12 protein-coding genes are annotated in these 15933 nt (G+C 65.0%); 4 read left to right on the plus strand and 8 right to left on the minus strand.

Annotated elements, in window-relative coordinates; genetic code table 11:
- Positions 1 to 2 precede the first annotated feature (2 nt).
- The 8 genes from pnp to rimP form a co-directional block, all read right to left on the minus strand.
- Positions 3 to 2276 (minus strand): polyribonucleotide nucleotidyltransferase, encoded by a 2274-nt coding sequence (gene pnp / locus AAF481_14735; GenBank protein MEM7482429.1) that lies wholly within the window; start codon positions 2274 to 2276, stop codon positions 3 to 5.
- 204 nt (positions 2277 to 2480) lie between these two features.
- Positions 2481 to 2750, minus strand: coding sequence for a 30S ribosomal protein S15 (rpsO, locus tag AAF481_14740; protein MEM7482430.1), 270 nt, complete (start codon positions 2748 to 2750; stop codon positions 2481 to 2483).
- 276 nt (positions 2751 to 3026) lie between these two features.
- Entirely contained in the window at positions 3027 to 3962 is a 936-nt protein-coding gene (gene truB / locus AAF481_14745) for a tRNA pseudouridine(55) synthase TruB (protein MEM7482431.1), read from the minus strand.
- Entirely contained in the window at positions 3959 to 4957 is a 999-nt protein-coding gene (locus AAF481_14750; GenBank protein MEM7482432.1) for a bifunctional oligoribonuclease/PAP phosphatase NrnA, read from the minus strand. The genes truB and AAF481_14750 overlap by 4 nt, the downstream gene beginning before the upstream one ends.
- Positions 4958 to 4989: 32 nt before the next feature.
- On the minus strand, positions 4990 to 5346 hold the full coding sequence (locus AAF481_14755; protein MEM7482433.1) for a DUF503 domain-containing protein: 357 nt from the start codon (positions 5344 to 5346) through the stop codon (positions 4990 to 4992).
- 30 nt (positions 5347 to 5376) lie between these two features.
- A complete protein-coding gene (gene infB / locus AAF481_14760; GenBank protein ID MEM7482434.1) occupies positions 5377 to 7782 on the minus strand; it encodes a translation initiation factor IF-2 in 2406 nt (801 codons plus the stop codon).
- An 81-nt stretch (positions 7783 to 7863) separates the two neighbouring features.
- Positions 7864 to 9417, minus strand: a complete 1554-nt coding sequence (gene nusA / locus AAF481_14765) for a transcription termination factor NusA (protein ID MEM7482435.1) — start codon at positions 9415 to 9417, stop codon at positions 7864 to 7866.
- A gap of 12 nt (positions 9418 to 9429) precedes the next feature.
- A complete protein-coding gene (gene rimP, locus AAF481_14770; protein ID MEM7482436.1) occupies positions 9430 to 9897 on the minus strand; it encodes a ribosome maturation factor RimP in 468 nt (155 codons plus the stop codon).
- A gap of 397 nt (positions 9898 to 10294) precedes the next feature.
- On the opposite strand from rimP, the gene AAF481_14775 reads away from it, so the two are divergent.
- From AAF481_14775 to AAF481_14790, 4 genes are all read left to right on the plus strand, one after another.
- Positions 10295 to 11785, plus strand: a complete 1491-nt coding sequence (locus tag AAF481_14775; protein ID MEM7482437.1) for a Do family serine endopeptidase — start codon at positions 10295 to 10297, stop codon at positions 11783 to 11785.
- 85 nt (positions 11786 to 11870) lie between these two features.
- Positions 11871 to 13247, plus strand: coding sequence for a sigma-54 dependent transcriptional regulator (locus tag AAF481_14780; GenBank protein ID MEM7482438.1), 1377 nt, complete (start codon positions 11871 to 11873; stop codon positions 13245 to 13247).
- A 327-nt stretch (positions 13248 to 13574) separates the two neighbouring features.
- Positions 13575 to 14720, plus strand: coding sequence for an acyl-CoA dehydrogenase (locus tag AAF481_14785; GenBank protein MEM7482439.1), 1146 nt, complete (start codon positions 13575 to 13577; stop codon positions 14718 to 14720).
- Positions 14717 to 15895, plus strand: coding sequence for an acyl-CoA dehydrogenase family protein (locus AAF481_14790; protein ID MEM7482440.1), 1179 nt, complete (start codon positions 14717 to 14719; stop codon positions 15893 to 15895). Before AAF481_14785 ends, AAF481_14790 begins: the two co-directional genes overlap by 4 nt.
- Positions 15896 to 15933 lie beyond the last annotated feature (38 nt).

Below are 15933 nucleotides of genomic sequence, written 5' to 3' on the forward strand. Positions count from 1 at the left end.
GCCTACCGGCGCCCGCCGCGTCCACCGCGGTTGCCGCCGCGGCCGCCACGAGGGCCACCACGGCCGCCTCGACCCCCGTCGGAACGCCCGCCGCGTCCACCACGGCCGCCGTCGGAGCGTCCGCCGCGGTTGCCACCGCCGCCACCCGCGTTCGCTTCCTGCAGGTGGGCATACTGGGCCGGGTCGTAGTCCGGTGCCTCCATGATGACCGCCTTGCGAGACAGACGAACCTTGCCGGTCTCGTCGATGTTGATGACCTTGACCTCCATCTCGTCGCCCTCGGAGACGAGATCGCTCATCTCCTTGACGTGGTAAGGGGCCATCTCGCTGATGTGCACCAGACCGTCGGTACCCGGCATGATCTCGACGAAGGCGCCGTAGCCCTCCACCCGCCGCACCTGGCCGGTGTAGACCTTGCCAACCTCCGGCATCTCGGTGAGGCGCTCGATCAATTCCATCGCGTGCTTGGCGGAGGGTTCGTCCGGCGAGGCGATGACTACCCGGCCGTCGTCCTGGATGTCGATCTCGCAGCCGGTTTCCTCGACGATGGAGCGGATGGTCTTGCCTCCCGGTCCGATAATGTCGCGGATCTTCTCGCGCGGCACCTCGACGGTGTAGAGGCGCGGCGCGTAGCGGGACAGCTCTTCGCGCGCCGACGGCAGCGAATCGTCCATCTTGTCCAGCAGGAACATACGGCCGCTGTGGGCCTGCTCCAGCGCCCGCGCCATGATTTCCCGGTTGACGCCGGTGATCTTGATGTCCATCTGCAGGGCGGTGATGCCGTCGCGGGTGCCGGCGACCTTGAAGTCCATGTCGCCGAAGTGGTCTTCCTGGCCGGCGATGTCGGTGAGCACCGCGAAGCGCTCGCCCTTTTTGATCAAGCCCATGGCGACGCCAGCCACCGGCGCCTTGATCGGCACGCCGGCGTCGAACAGAGCGAGGGAACCGCCGCACACCGTCGCCATCGATGATGAGCCGTTGGACTCCAGGATGTCGGAGACCACCCGCACGGTGTAGGCAAAGTCATCTTCGTCCGGAAGGACCGCCGTCAGGGCGCGACGGGCCAAGACGCCGTGGCCGATCTCACGCCGTCCGGGGCCGCGCAGAAAGCGCACTTCGCCGACGGAGAAGGGCGGGAAGTTGTAGTGGAGGAGGAATTTCTGACGGCTCTCGCCTTCGTATTCCTCGATGATTTGGGCGTCGCGGCTGGTGCCGAGGGTGGCAGTGACCATCGCCTGGGTCTCGCCGCGGGTGAAGAGCGCCGAGCCGTGGGTGCGGGGAAGGATGCTGGTTTCGATGGTGATCTGCCGGATCTCGTCGAGAGACCGGCCGTCAAGGCGCTGGTTTTCATTGAGCACTACGTCCGCCAGGATCTCCTCTTCGAGGCTCTTGAGAATCACCTTGAACTGGGCGCGGCGCTCTTCGTCCTCTTCCGGAATGCGCTCCACGTAGGCGTCCACTGCCTCTTTGATGCGGTCCCGCTGTTCGAACTTGCCGCGGGTCTGCATGGCGCCCTTCAGGGTGCCGTAAAACTCGGAGCGCACCTGCTCCAGAAAGTCCTTGGAATACTTCTCGGGAGCTTCCCAGGCGGGCTTCTGGATGCCCAGCTCACGGTAGAGCTGGTGCTGGGCGTGGATGATCTTCTGGATCTCTTCGTGACCCTTGAAGATGCAGTCGAGGAGCATTTGCTCGGACACCTGGTTGGCGGCCGCCTCGACCATCACCACCGCCTCCTCAGTGCCGACGACGATCAAGTCAAGGTCGGCGAGGTCGCGCTCGCTGTTGGTGGGATTGAAGACGATCTCGTCTTCGATCAGGCCGACACGCACGGCGCCCACCGGGTGGTAGAAGGGGATCTCGGACAGCACCAGGGCGATGGAGGCGCCGTTGATCGCCAAGATGTCCGGATCGTTTTCGCCATCGGCGGACATCACGAAGGAGATGATCTGGGTCTCGTTGAAGTAGCCGTCCGGGAACAGCGGGCGCAGCGGCCGGTCAGTCAGGCGGCAAGTGATGATCTCTTTTTCCGACGGGCGGCCTTCACGCTTGAAGAAACCGCCGGGGATGCGGCCGGCGGCGGCGGTGTTCTCTCGGTATTCAACGGTCAGGGGCAGGAAGTCCCGCGGCCGATCGTTCCGCTTGTCCATGCAGGCGGTGGTCAGCACCATGGTGTCGCCACAGCGCACGGTGCAGGAGCCGTCCGCCTGGCGGGCCATGCGGCCCGTCTCGACGGTGATGGACTGGGAACCGATTTCGATGGTCTTGGTCGTTTTCATGCGATTTTCTCTTTTCTCTCAACTGTCGCTTCAACGGACGGGCTCCACCTGGAGCGCGGTCCGGGTGCGCAAGGGTGCGCGGTTCGAACCTCCGGCCAGCCGGCCGAGCCGGGGATGAGCCGGAGTTCGATTGTCAGAGTGGGGGGATGGCCCTCGACCGGTGCTCTCGAGGCTCCGGGGCGGGCGATCATTCCCGGACGGCGGCTACTTCCGCAGTCCGAGGCGCTCGATCATCGTGCGGTAACGCTCGATGTCCTTGCTCTTCATGTAGTCGAGCAGGCGCCGACGCCGGCCGACCAGCTTGAGCAAGCCGCGGCGTCCGTGGTGATCCAGCTTGTGAACCTTGAAGTGCTCGGTGAGTTCCGCGATGCGCTGGGTCAACAGCGCGACCTGGACTTCCGGCGATCCGGTGTCGTAGTCGTGGAGCTTGTACTCCTCGATGATCTCTGCTTTCTTCTCTGTGGTCTGAGCCACGGGGACTTCCTCCTTATTTTCTCTTCTTCTTCTCGTTCTCAACCGCGCGACCATACCACGAAGGCCGCCGGAGACGTCGCATTCTGACGCGTATCCGTCCGCAGAAATCTGAATAATTGGTCAGTTCCCAGCTCCGAGCCTGGAGGGCGAGGCGGCGACGAAGTCGCCGTGGACGGGGTGAAGCCGGAAAGACGCGTCTTTTCGGCTGAGGGGGCGCCTAGCCCCCTGAAAACAAAGATCTAGCAGGATTGCTGAAATCATGCGCGGAGCGCTCTTTCAGCAGCCTGCTAGATTGGAGAAGACGATCTTCGGCTGGACGATGGTCACGCCGCGTTCGCCGATGCGTTCGGTCACCGCGCCGACGGCGAGAAACTGCCGCCGCGAACCCAGCAGTTTGATCCAATCCCCTTCGCTCTCCTGGCGACCGCGCAGCAGCACCGTCTGGCCGTGCTGAATGCGCCGCTCTTGCTGGACGTCGAGGGTCACCTCACCGAAGGGCAGGCGGATTTCATTGAAGGGTACCCACGCGGAGCCGAGGTTTTCCTCGCGCACCCCTTCCTGAACCCGGCCCTTCAGTTCGTCGAGGGTCAAGGCCCGCGCCAGCTCGAAGGGGCCGACTTGCCGACGCCGCAAGCGGCACAAGTGGGCGCCGGTGCCGACGGCGCGGCCCACCTCGTAGGCCAGCGTGCGGGCGTAGGTGCCGGAGGAGCTGGAGAGCACGAAATCGATGCGATCGTCCTCCAGTGGCCCCTGCGGCGAAAGCTCCCAAACGGTGACCTTCTTGGTCTCGACGGGGATCTCCTGGCCTTCTCGGGCCAGTTCGTAGTACTTCTTGCCCTGGTGCTTCTTCGCCGAGTAGGGGGGCGCCTGGTGATCGATCTCGCCTTCGAAGGAGGCCATCGCCTGGGCCACCAAGTCTTGGGTCAAGGCGGCCGTCGAGTGCTCCTCGACCATCTCGCCTTCGGCGTCGTAGGTATCTGTCACCTGACCGAAGTGGATGGTGCCCTCATACACCTTCGGCGCCCGGATCAGGAAGCGGGTGAGACGTGTCGCGGCGCCGACGGTGAGCACCAGAAGGCCGGTAGCCGCCGGGTCCAGGGTGCCGCAGTGGCCGATCTTGCGGGTTCCCAGGATGCGTCGCGCCTGCTGCACCACGTCGTGAGAGGTGCAGTCGGTGGCCTTGTCGACCAACAAAAGACCGTGCTTTTTCACTCTTCCTCTCCCGCGCCGCTCGCTTCGAGGGCAGAAGTGAGTTCGTCGAGCAGAGTGCGGCGAACCTCATCGAAGGACGCTTCAATCACCAGACCGGCGGCGTTATGGTGGCCGCCTCCGTCGTGCCGGCGGGCGATCTTCTCGACATCGATGGTCCCCCGGCTGCGCAGCGAGATCTTGTACTCGCCTTCGCCCCGGCGGCGGATCAGGGCCACCGCATCGACTCCGGCGATCGAGCGTGGGAAGTCGATCAACCCCTCGGCGTCGCCGGCCTCGGCGCCAGCCCGTTCGAACATCTCCGGCTCCAAGCGAACCAGTGCGATGCGGTCGCTGGCGTGCAGTTCGAGGGTTTGGAGCATCTCCGCCAGCAGGCGCATCATGCCCTCCGGCTGGCTTTCATAGACCCATTTCGAGACCAACGGCGGCTGGGCGCCGTCGCGCACCAGATCCGCCGCCGCCTCGAAGGCTGCGGCGGTGGCGTTCGAGAAGCGGAAACCGCCGGTGTCCGTCACCAGGGTCAGGAACAGGGCATTGGCGGTCTGCTCATCGATCGCCAGCTTCATCGTGCGAGCCAGCCGGTAGACCATCTCGCCGACGGACGGTGCCGACGGCTCCACCCAGTTGACCGATCCGTAGTACTGGTTGCCCAGGTGGTGGTCGATATTCAAAAGCGGGAGCTTCCCGAACTGTTCCTCCAGGCCGGACCGTTCCGGGCTGGGGCACTCGAGCACGATCAACGCGTCGAAGCTCTTCGGAAAGCCCGCTGGGGGCGCTTCACCGAGGTGGATTCGGTCCACGCCAGGCACCGCCCGGTAGATCTTGGGCGGCGTGTCGCGGTACCACAGGGTGGCTCCCTTTCCCTGGCTGCGCAGCAGCCGGGCGAGCGCCACGCCGGAGGCGATGGCGTCGCCGTCGGGATGGATGTGGCTGGTCAGCAAGAAGCGCTGGCCGTCGCGAATGCGCTCGACGAGGTCGCGTGGAGCGGGGCTGAACATGTTTCCTGATTCCTTCGATGGAGTGGCGGAGGTTAGCGTTCGAAATCCGATTCGTCGAAGTCCAGCGCGTCGTCGTCCCCCGCGACCCACTCGGTGGTGGGGCTAGCGTCGTAGGGATCCCAGCGCACCAGCACGGCACCTGAGGTTTCGTCCGCCAAGGCGTTGACGTTGTCGAGAATTTTCTGCAGGTCCTTGGGACTGCTCGCCACCACGGCGACGGTCAGTTCGCTCGATTGATGGAGTTCCTGGCGTCCGGTTTCCGCGACGGAGACCCGGTAGCGCTTGAAGAGCCGGTCGACCAGTGAGCGAATGACCCGCCGTTTGTCCTTGAGGCTGCGAGCCGCCGGCAAGTGCAGCTCCATACAGACCACCGCGACGTGAATCGACATCGGCGATACCTGAACCAGATCCGGGACGGGCTAAAGGGTCGGAGCCACCTCTTCGCTGACGAAGGCTTCGATCATGTCGCCGGGCTTGACGTCCTGGAAACGTTCGAGGCCGATACCGCAGTCGAAGCCCGATCGCACTTCCGCCACGTCGTCCTTGAAGCGGCGCAGAGAGGCGATTTTGCCTTCGTAGACCACCCGGTTGTCGCGCAGCAGCCGCACCTTGGCGTTGCGCGGGATCTTTCCGTCCACCACGTGGCAACCGGCGATGGTCCCGACCTTCGGGGCCTTGAACAGCTCGCGTACCTCCGCGGTGCCGGTGTTGACCTCCCGGAAAGTCGGATCGAGAAGACCGGCCATCGCTTTCTTGAGTTCGTCCGTCAGCTCGTAGATCACCGTGTGGAGGCGGATGTCCACCTCCTCCTTCTCGGCCAGGTCCGAGGCGTTGCGCTCCGGGCGAACGTTGAAGCCGACGATTAGGGCATTCGATGCGGAGGCGAGGAGGACGTCGTTGGCCGATACGGCGCCCACGCCGGAACCGATGATCTGCACTTTGACCTTGTCGGTGCTGAGCTTGGTCAGGGTGTCCTTCAATACCTCGACGGAGCCCTGGACGTCGCCCTTGACGATCACCGGCAGCTCCTTGACCTCACCCTCCTGGATGGTCTCGAAGAGCTGCTCGAGGCTGAGCTTGGAGGAGGTGCCGCCGATGTCTCTGCGGCGCTGCTCCTGCTGGCGGAGGTCGGCGATGCTGCGCGCCTTGGCCTCGTCCTCGACCACCTGAAGCACATCGCCGGCGTCCGGCACGTCGGTGAAGCCGGTGATCTCGACGGGGGTCGAGGGTCCGGCTTCTTCGATACGGTCGCCGAAGTCGTTGACCATGGCGCGCACCCGGCCGGTGGTGGCGCCGGCCACGAAGGAGTCGCCGATGGTGAGGGTACCGTTTTGCACCAGCACCGTGGCGACGATGCCGCGGCCAACCTCTTTGCGGGCCTCGATCACCACACCCTGGGCGGCGACTTCCGGATTGGACTTGAGATCCAGCAGCTCGGCGGTGAGGAGAATCATCTCCTGAAGCTGATCGATACCCTGCTGCTTGAGGGCGGAGATCTCCACCGACACCGTGTCGCCCCCCCAGTCCTCGACCAGCAGCTCGCGCTCGGCCAGCTCCTTTTTGACGCGGTCGGGATTGGCGTTTTCCTTGTCGATCTTGTTGATCGCCACCACCAGCGGCACGTCGGCGGCGCGGGCGTGGTCGATGGCTTCCTGGGTCTGCGGCATCACGCCGTCATCGGCGGCGACCACCAGCACCACCAGGTCCGTCACCCTTGAACCTCGAGCGCGCATCATGGTGAAGGCCTCGTGGCCCGGGGTGTCGAGAAACACGATCTTCTTGTCGGATTCGTCGCCGACCATCACCTCGTAGGCGCCGATGTGCTGGGTGATGCCGCCGTGTTCGCTGTCGACCACCCGCGATTCTCGGAAGGCGTCCAAGAGTGAGGTCTTGCCGTGGTCGACGTGGCCCATGATGGTCACCACCGGGGCCCGCTCAACGGTGCCTTCAATCTCCTCGCCGAGGGACGTTTCGGACTTGTACTGGACCTCTTCTTCGTAGGAAACGACCTTGGCCTCGATCTCCAGCTCCATGGCGATCTCTTCGGCCAGCTCCGGGTCCAGCACGTTGTTGATGTTGGCCATCACGCCGCGCTGGAAGAGGATTTTGATCAGTTCCTTGCTCTTGACCCCCAGCTTGTCGGCGAATTCCCGGACGGTCATGCCTTCACTGATCATCACCACGCCCTCCGGGCGGCCCTTGGCGAAGGACAGGTCGCTGCTGTCTGCTTCGCCCTTGCGCGCGGCCCGGCGCTTGCGGCGGGTGGTCTTCGGCACCGCCGGTTCTTCCGGCTTTTCCGGTTCGGTTTCCTCGCTCTCTTCGAGGGCGTCGACGGCGCCGCGGAACTGGGTGAGTTTCTCGTCCTCGTCCGGTACGTCCGGCCGGCGCCCCTTCTTCTTTTCCTTCCGCGGCTCCTCCGGCTCCAGGGCCGCGGCCTTCTCGACCTCGGCGACGGCCGCTTCTTCCGGCGTGGCCGGCTTCGCCGGTTCCTCCGTCTTCTTGCGGCTCACCGGGATGTTCTGGATCTTCGACTCGACCCGCTGGATCATGGTGCGCGGTCGGGTGGGACGGAGAGGGTTGGCCGGCGCTCGCCGGGGCATGCGTCGTCGCAGGTTCGAGGCTTCGGAGGCCTGGGAACCATCGCGCAGGATGACCTCCCGGGGGTTGGGAAGCTTCTTGCCCTGCAAGATCGCCTGAATGATGTCCGTGTCGATCTGAGCGTCGTCGCCTTCGACCCGCACTCCGATCGACTTCAGCTTGAAGACGAGATCCTGGTGGGGGATCCCCATCCTCTTCGCTAGTTCCTGCACCCGAATCTTTCCCATCGTCTCTCCGTAATTCGCGAGCTCGGGGTGACTCCCCGCGCTCGACGCGCGCCCGCGGGCGGCGTGACCACTGCCCGAAAATTATTGAGTATCGCCGTCCTCGGCCTCGCCGGGCCCGTCGCCCGCTTCTTCTGCGTCGTCTTCTGCAGCCTCCTCGTCGGCGGTGCGCTGGGCGAGGGTCTCGCGCAGTTGTTCACTCTCCTGGAAGGCCTCCGTCAAGGCGCTCATGAAGTCTTGATCGCCCATCGTGGTACTGGTCGGCGCTGCTTCCGCCTCGTCGAGGGAGAGGCCCTCTCCCACCGCCTCCTGGGTCAGGCGATCCTGCTCGTCCTTGGCCCATTCGAGCAGGCCTTCGGCGGTTTTGCCGCCGACCCCTTCGACCGCCGACACCTCTTCCTCGGAGGCTTCCAGCAGTCGCCCGAGATCGTCGAAGCCCGCCTCGGCCAGCTTTTCGGCGGTCTTGGCGCCGATCCCTGGAGCTTCCGTCAGGTCGATGGTGATCGAAGGTTCCTGGCCTTCCTCCTCGGCCTCAGTCATCGCCGTCTGCAGCATGCGGGCGAGGGCGTCGGCCACTTCGTCCTTGACGTCGGTTTCGCTCTTGATGTCGATCTTGGCGCCCAGCAGCTCGGCCGCCAGGCGAACGTTCTGTCCGCGCTTGCCGATGGCGAGGGAAAGCTGCTCGTCCTCGACGATCACGTCGAGATGCGGGTACTCGCCCGGGTGGGTCACCGAGACACGGGTGATCTTGGCCGGTGCCAGGGCGCTCTGGGCGAGGGTGACGAGATCGTCGCTGTATTCGATGATGTCGATCTTCTCGCCCCGCAGCTCGCGGATGATGGACTGCACCCGGGACCCCTTCATGCCGACGCAGGCGCCGACCGGATCGACGTCCCGCTCGCGGCTGAAAACGGCGACCTTGGCCCGTTCGCCGGGCGCCCGCACGGCATTCTTGATCACCACCGTGCCGTCGTAGATCTCCGGCACCTCCATTTCGAACAGCTTCACCAGCAGGCGCGGATCGGTGCGCGAGATGACGATTTGCGGCCCCTTCGGCTGGGTGTGGACGTCCACGATGACGGCGCGAATGCGCTCGCCCTGGCTATACCGTTCATGGCGCGACTGCTCGCTGCGCGGCACGATCGCCTCGGTGCGGCCGAGGTCGATGATGATGTCGCCACGCTCGAAGCGCTTGACGGTGCCGTTGATCACTTCGCCGACGCGGTCGATGTACTCGTTGTAGATGTTCTCGCGCTCGGCTTCGCGCACCCGCTGATAGAGCACCTGTTTGGCCGACTGGGCGGCGATGCGGCCCAAGCCCTCGGTGGAGATGGGCAGCAGGATCTCGTCTCCGACGGCGGCGTCCTCCTTGTGATCCTGCGCCTCCTCGACGGTCCATTCGGCCAGCGGATCTTCGACCTCCTCGACGACCTGCTTGACGATCGCGGCGGTGAACTGGCCGGTCTCGCGGTCGAGGTGGGCCCGCACCGGTTCCTTGATGCGGTGCTGCTTCTTGGCCGCCGACGCCATGGCGTCTTCGAGAGCGGAAATCCACCGGCTGAGGTCGATATCCTTCTCACGAGCGACCTGCTCGAGGATCTCGTTCACATTCACGTCTGAGGCTTGAGCCTGCGCCATCACTTGGTCTTCCTATAGTTCGATCTCGAGGCGTGCCGCCGAGATGCTCTCCAAGGGGATCTCCAGGCGCTCTCCGCCATCCGCTTCGAGAACCGCCCGATCCTCCACCAAGCCGCCGAGGCGGCCGATCACGGTGACCTTACGGTCTTCCGCATAGTGGGTGATTCGGGCACGACGGCCTGCGAAGCGCTCGTAGTCGCCTCGGCGAAATAATGGCCGGTCGAGCCCCGGGGAGGTGACCTCCAGGACGTACCGGTCGTGGCCGAAGTCGACGACGTCTAGCAACGCCGAGACCTGTTTCGAAATCGTTTCGCAGTCGCTGTGCGTGATCCCACCTTCGCGGTCGATCATCAACCGCAAGGTCCCGCCATTCAGTGTGGCGTGGACCAGCTCACAGCCGGACCAGTCGGCGATGGAGGCGAACTCCTTCTCGAGGTCCGGGTCGAGTCCTTGGGGGCGACGGCGCTGCGCATCGTTCATGCTCTGACTTCCACTGACAACGGCTTGCCTGTGCAGTTGTTTTGGGCCTTTGCGAATCCCTTCAGCAGGCGACCCTTCGAGGCAAAAGCTGACAATAAAAAAAGTGGGCATAAGGCCCACTTCCTAGGTTGCCAAGGCAAGCTGGCGGAGCGAGTGTAATCGAATCGGGTTGCAAATTCAACCTTCCGAGAGGGATCTCCAAGGGGCCGATCGCGCCATTTTGACGCAGCCTTTCAGCGTTTCGTCGAAGAGCCGCCGGTAAGCCGTGGAAGTGGTCCTGGCAAGGCCTTTGCTTAGGTACCCGATAAGAGGCTGAGGAGCCGCCGCCGGCCATCCGAAGAAGAGCCTCGAACGTCAAGATGAATCGAATCCCATACCGCAGCGAGAGGACTCACCCATGAGCACTAGCCGTAGTCGTCGTTTCTTCACGTTCCTTCTGGTGGCCGGAGCCGTGGTCTTCGGCATGGCCTTGGCCGGCGGTCTCGACATGACCCCGAGCGGCGACGCCCAGTCGAATACCACGGCCCTCGCCATCGCCGTCGACACGCCGGCCGGTGGTGGTGGATTCGCCGACCTGGCGGAGGCCGTCGAGCCGGCGGTGGTGTCGATCGCCGCTGCCACCTTCGACGCCGAACCGCGGCGCCAGAACCCGCTGGAGTTCTTCTTCCGTGGCCCCGGCGGTCCCGGGCAGGGGGATTCCGACGATCCCCAGCGGCGCCGTCAGGATTCCGGCGGTAGCGGTTTCGTGATCAGCCCGGACGGCCTGGTAGTGACCAACAACCACGTCGTGCGCGGCGCCGACCGGCTGACCGTCACTCTCGGCGACCGAACCTATGACGCGGAGGTTATAGGGACCGATCCGGCGACGGATCTGGCCCTGTTGAAGATCGATACCGGCGCGGATCTGCCGTACTTGCGTCTCGGCAACAGCGACAGCCTGCGGGTGGGTGAGTGGATCATGGTGATCGGCAGCCCGCTGAGCCTGGACCACACGGTCACCGTTGGGGTGGTGAGCGCCAAGAACCGTTCCTTGGGTATTTCGGACATCTCCTTCGAAAACTTCATTCAGACCGACGCCGCCATCAATTTCGGCAACTCCGGCGGTCCGCTGGTCAACCTGCGGGGCGAAGTGGTCGGCATCGCAACGGCGATCAACTACAACGCCGAGAACATCGGCTTCGCCGTACCGGTGAAGACCCTGGAGTCGATCCTGCCGCAGCTCCGCGACACCGGCCGGGTGAGCCGCGGCTACCTGGGCATCGAGATCACCAACCTCGACTTCAACACCGCCCAGGCTTTCGGCCTGGAAACACCGGACGGCGCTCTGGTGCAGCGGGTAGTCGACGACCAGCCGGCGGCGGAAGCCGGTCTGCGCCACGGCGACATCATCCTGCAGGTCGACCGCGAGCGGGTATCCGAAACCCGTGACCTGATCAACTACGTTTCCTCAAAGCCGCCGGGGACCAAGGTCTCCGTGGAAGTCTTCCGTAACGGCAAGAAGGAAGGCCTCACCGTCAAGCTCGGCGAGCGTCCGGGACTCGGCATCGATGCGCCGGCGGAGCCGGAAGACGACGAGGGCGGGATCGACTGGCTGGGCTTGCAGTACCAGAACCTCACGCCGGGCACTCGCGACGTCCACGGCATGCCGGCGGACATGGGCGGCGTGTGGGTCACCGGCGTGCAGCCGGACAGCCCGCTCTATGAAGAGGGCGTGCGGCCCGGCGACGTTATCAGCGAGGTCAACGGCGCCGAGGTCACCACCTCTTCGAACTTCGAGTCGATGATCGGGGAAATCAGTTCCGGCTCCTACGTGCGCCTCTACGTGCGGCGCATCGACCCGCGTTCCGGCCGCCAGTCGTCGTTCTTCGCGGCGGTGCGCAAGCCCTAGTTCACCACTTCAGACAGAGGTCCCTCTTGCGAGCCGGTTCCCGTTGGAGCCGGCTCGATTTTTTTGGGCTACACTCACGCCGCATATGGCGAAGAACAAAGACTCCTACCGCGCTTCCGTGCTGATCGTGGACGACGAGGCGTCGATCCGCGAGAGCTTGAGAATGATCCTCGAATACGAGGGCTACCGGGTGGAGGAGGCACCCGGCGGGCCGCAGGCTCTGGCGCGGGTGGCGGACCGGCTGCCGGATGCCGTCGTCCTCGACATCAAGATGCCCGAGATGGACGGCCTGGAGGTGCTCGAAGCCTTTCGCGAGCGCGGCTACGACATGCCGGTGATGATGATCTCCGGCCATGCCGACGTCGAAACGGCAATGGAGGCCACCCGCCGCGGGGCGTTCGATTTCTTTGAGAAGCCCCTCTCTCGCGAGCGGGTGCTGTTGTCCCTGCGCAACGCCGTGGAGACCGCCCGCCTGCAGCAGGAGAACCGCCAGCTCCGTCCCTTCGAAGACGAGATGATCGGCACCTCGCCGGCGATGCGCCGCTTGCGGGAGACGATCGAGAAGGCGGCGCCGACCTCCGCCACGGTGTTGGTGACCGGCGAGAGCGGTACCGGCAAAGAGCTGGTCGCCCGGGCGCTCCACCGCGCCAGCCCGCGTCGGGAAGAGGCGCTGGTGCAGGTCAACTGCGCGGCGATTCCAGACGAGTTGATCGAGTCCGAACTGTTCGGCCACGAGAAGGGCAGCTTTACCGGCGCCGTGCGCAAGCAGGCGGGAAAGTTTGTGACCGCCGACGGCGGCACCATCTTCTTGGACGAGATCGGCGACATGTCCGCCCGCACCCAGGCGAAGGTGCTGCGGGTGCTGCAAAATGGCGAGGTGGAGCCGGTGGGTGCAGCGGATACGGTGCGGGTGGACGTGCGGGTGGTGGCGGCCACCCATCGCGACCTCGAGGCGGCGATCGCCGAGGGCGCTTTCCGTGAGGATCTTTTTTACCGCTTGAACGTCGTACCGGTGCGCACGCCACCGCTGCGTGAGCGGCTGGAGGACATCCCGCTATTGGTCGACTACTTCGTGCGCCGGTACGCCGACCAGGGCAACTACCGCGCCCGGGAGTTCTCGGACGACGCGATCCAGCATCTGCAGGCATTGCCCTGGCGCGGCAACGTGCGGGAGCTCAAGAACCTGGTCGAGCGGCTGTTGATCCTGGCGCCGGACGGCGAAATCGGTCCCGAAGAGGTGATCACCGTTACCGGCGGTGCGCGGCCGGAAATGTCCGAGGCGATGCTGGCGGTGGGAACCCTGAGGGAGTTCCGGGAGCGCTCCGAGCGGATGTTCATCCTCGCCAAGTTGGAGGAAAACGACTGGAACGTCACCCAGACCGCCCAGGCCATCGAAACGCCGCGCAGCAACCTCTACAAGAAGATGGAGAGCTACGAAATTCGCCGCGAAGACCACGCCTAGCAGGTTGCTGAAAAAGGCCTGCGGCCTATCATTTCAGCTGCCCTGCTAGCTTTGGTTTCCAGGGGGCTAGGCGCCCCCTCGCCCGAAAACACTAGTGCTTTCGGGCTCACCCCGTCCTCGGCGCCTAAGGCGCCGCCTCGCCCTTCGGGCTCGATCGCAGGGTACTGAAGAGGCCGGCGGCTGGCGGGGCGTCCAGCCTTTCAGGTTTGGGTTCGGGTGCTGTCGGAGGGTGCCGCCGGTTTGGTACTCTTAGCGCTACGGCAAATCACTGCACCGGAGGCGGTTTCGCGCCCTCGGAGTCAAGGCCAAAGGGAGAATGGTTTCGAGATGGAAATACAGCTCAGCGAAGAGCAGCAACTGCTCAGGGAGTCGGTCCGGCGTTTCGCCGAAGAGGTGGTCAAGCCGGATGCGAAAGAGATCGATCAGAGTGGTGAGTTCCCTCGCGCCACTTTCGATCAGGCGGCCAAACTCGGTTTGGCCGGGGTCTGCGTGCCGGAGGAGTACGGCGGCTCGGGGATGGATACGATCTCTTACTGCCTGGTGATCGAGGAGATCAGCCGGGTGTGTGCCTCCACCGGCGTGGTCCTGTCGGTCAACAACTCGCTGGTCTGCGATCCGCTCCTCGCCTTCGGCACGGAAGAGCAGAAGAAAGAGATCCTCGCGCCGCTCGCCAGCGGCCGGAAGCTCGGCTGCTTCGCCCTAACGGAGCCCGGCGCCGGCAGCGACGCGGCGGCCCTTCGCTCCACCGCCCGGCGCGACGGCGACGACTACCTACTGAATGGCGAGAAGGTGTTCATCACCAACGGCACCCATGCCGATACGGCGCTGGTCTTCGCGACCGTCGATCCGGAAATGAAGCACCGCGGCATCACCGCCTTCGCGGTACCGACGGATACCGCCGGCATGACCCGCGGCGACCACGAGGTCAAGCTCGGAGTGAACGCCTCGGGCACCACCTGGCTGGCCTTCAACGACATGCGGGTGCCGGCGTCGATGCGCATCGGCGACGAGGGCGAGGGCTTCAAGATCGCCATGGCGACCCTGGACGGCGGCCGCGTTGGCATCGCCGCCCAGGCGGTGGGAATCGCTCAGGGCGCCTTCGAAGAGGCGCTGGCCTACGCCCAGGAGCGCGAGCAGTTCGGCCGCGAGCTGGCCCAATTTCAGGCGATCCAGTTCTACCTGGCGGACATGGCCGTCGAACTCGATGCCGCCCGCCTGCTGACCTGGAAAGCGGCCTGGGCGAAGTCGAACCGCAAGCGCTATAGCCTGGAGGCGGCGCAGGCCAAGCTGTTCGCCTCGGAGATGGCCCAGAAGGTCACCAACAAGGCGCTCCAGATCCATGGCGGCTATGGCTACACTCGTGAATACAACGTCGAGCGCTTCTTCCGCGACGCCCGCATTACCGAAATCTACGAGGGCACCAGCGAGATCCATAAACTGGTGATCGCCGACTGGGTGATCGACAAAGCATGACCGTCGCGGCCCCGGAAGCGGTGAGCGGACCGAGTTTCGACCTCGGTGAGGACACCGAGCTGATGCGCGGTGAGGTGCGCCGGTTCAGCGAAGAGCGCATCCGGCCGGGCACCGAGGAGCGTGAGCGCGAGCATCGCTTCCCGGAAGACATCATCCAGGAGATGGGGGAACTCGGCCTCCTCGGCATGATGGTCGACGAACGTTGGGGCGGCGCCGGGATGGATCCGCTGACCTACTGCGTGGCGGTGGAGGAAGTGTCGCGGGTCTGCGCCTCGACCTCCGTCACCATGAGCGTCACCAACTCGGTGTGCTGCTGGCCCCTCGATCGGTTTGCCAGCGATGGGATCAAGGACACCGCCTTGCGGCAACTGGCGACGGGGGAGTGCATCGGCGGCTTCGGATTGACCGAGCCGCAGGCCGGAAGCGATCCCGGCTCGATGCGCACAACCGCCGTGCGGGATGGCGATCAGTGGGTGCTGAACGGCGAGAAGGCGTGGATCACCAACGCCGGCTTCGCCCGCTACTACGTGGTGGTGGCGAGCACGGACGCCGAGGCCGGAAAAAAGGGTCTGTCGGCGTTCCTGGTGCCGTCCGATGCGCCGGGCTTTTCCGTCGGTGCACCGGAAGAGAAGCTGGGCCTCAAGGCGTCCCTTACCGCGCCGCTGGTGCTGACCGACTGCCGGATTCCGGCGAATTACCTGGTGGGGGAGGAGGGAGATGGCCTCAAAATCGCCCTCGCCACCCTAGATCACTCTCGCCTCGGCATCGCCGCCCAGGCGGTGGGCATCCACCAACGGGCGCTGGAACTGGCGGTGGAGTACTCGCAGGAGCGGGTGCAGTTCGGGGTTCCGATCGCCAAACACCAGGCCATCCGCTTCAAGATCGCCCAGATGGCGACGGAGCTGGCCGCCGCCCGCACCCTCACCTACGGCGCCGCCCAGATCGCCGAATCGGATCCCAGACGCGCTGGCCGCCTCGCTTCGGAGGCCAAGCTCTACGCCTCGGAAGCGGCCAATCGCGCCTGTGCCGAGGCGCTGCAGATCCACGGTGGCAACGGCTTCCACGCCGAGTACGAGATCTCCCGCCTGTACCGGGACGTGCGGGTGACCACCATCTACGAAGGCACCAGCGAGATGCAGCGGCTGGTGATCGCTCGGCACGTCCTAAGGGGTTAGCTAGAAGACTGCTGAATAGGGCTGCGCCCTTATTTTTT

It is taken from the genome of Acidobacteriota bacterium (assembly GCA_039030395.1).
In the GTDB taxonomy this organism is placed as follows: Bacteria; Acidobacteriota; Thermoanaerobaculia; order Multivoradales; family JBCCEF01; genus JBCCEF01.

What these genes read in the sequence shown, in the direction of transcription:
- pnp (MEM7482429.1), bottom strand. Translation starts at nt 2,276, where the DNA reads ATGAAAACGACCAAGACCATCGAAATCGGTTCCCAGTCCATCACCGTC.
- AAF481_14750 (MEM7482432.1), bottom strand. Translation starts at nt 4,957, where the DNA reads ATGTTCAGCCCCGCTCCACGCGACCTCGTCGAGCGCATTCGCGACGGC.
- AAF481_14755 (MEM7482433.1), bottom strand. Translation starts at nt 5,346, where the DNA reads ATGTCGATTCACGTCGCGGTGGTCTGTATGGAGCTGCACTTGCCGGCG.
- infB (MEM7482434.1), bottom strand. Translation starts at nt 7,782, where the DNA reads ATGGGAAAGATTCGGGTGCAGGAACTAGCGAAGAGGATGGGGATCCCC.
- nusA (MEM7482435.1), bottom strand. Translation starts at nt 9,417, where the DNA reads ATGGCGCAGGCTCAAGCCTCAGACGTGAATGTGAACGAGATCCTCGAG.
- rimP (MEM7482436.1), bottom strand. Translation starts at nt 9,897, where the DNA reads ATGAACGATGCGCAGCGCCGTCGCCCCCAAGGACTCGACCCGGACCTC.
- AAF481_14775 (MEM7482437.1), top strand. Translation starts at nt 10,295, where the DNA reads ATGAGCACTAGCCGTAGTCGTCGTTTCTTCACGTTCCTTCTGGTGGCC.
- AAF481_14780 (MEM7482438.1), top strand. Translation starts at nt 11,871, where the DNA reads ATGGCGAAGAACAAAGACTCCTACCGCGCTTCCGTGCTGATCGTGGAC.
- AAF481_14785 (MEM7482439.1), top strand. Translation starts at nt 13,575, where the DNA reads ATGGAAATACAGCTCAGCGAAGAGCAGCAACTGCTCAGGGAGTCGGTC.
- AAF481_14790 (MEM7482440.1), top strand. Translation starts at nt 14,717, where the DNA reads ATGACCGTCGCGGCCCCGGAAGCGGTGAGCGGACCGAGTTTCGACCTC.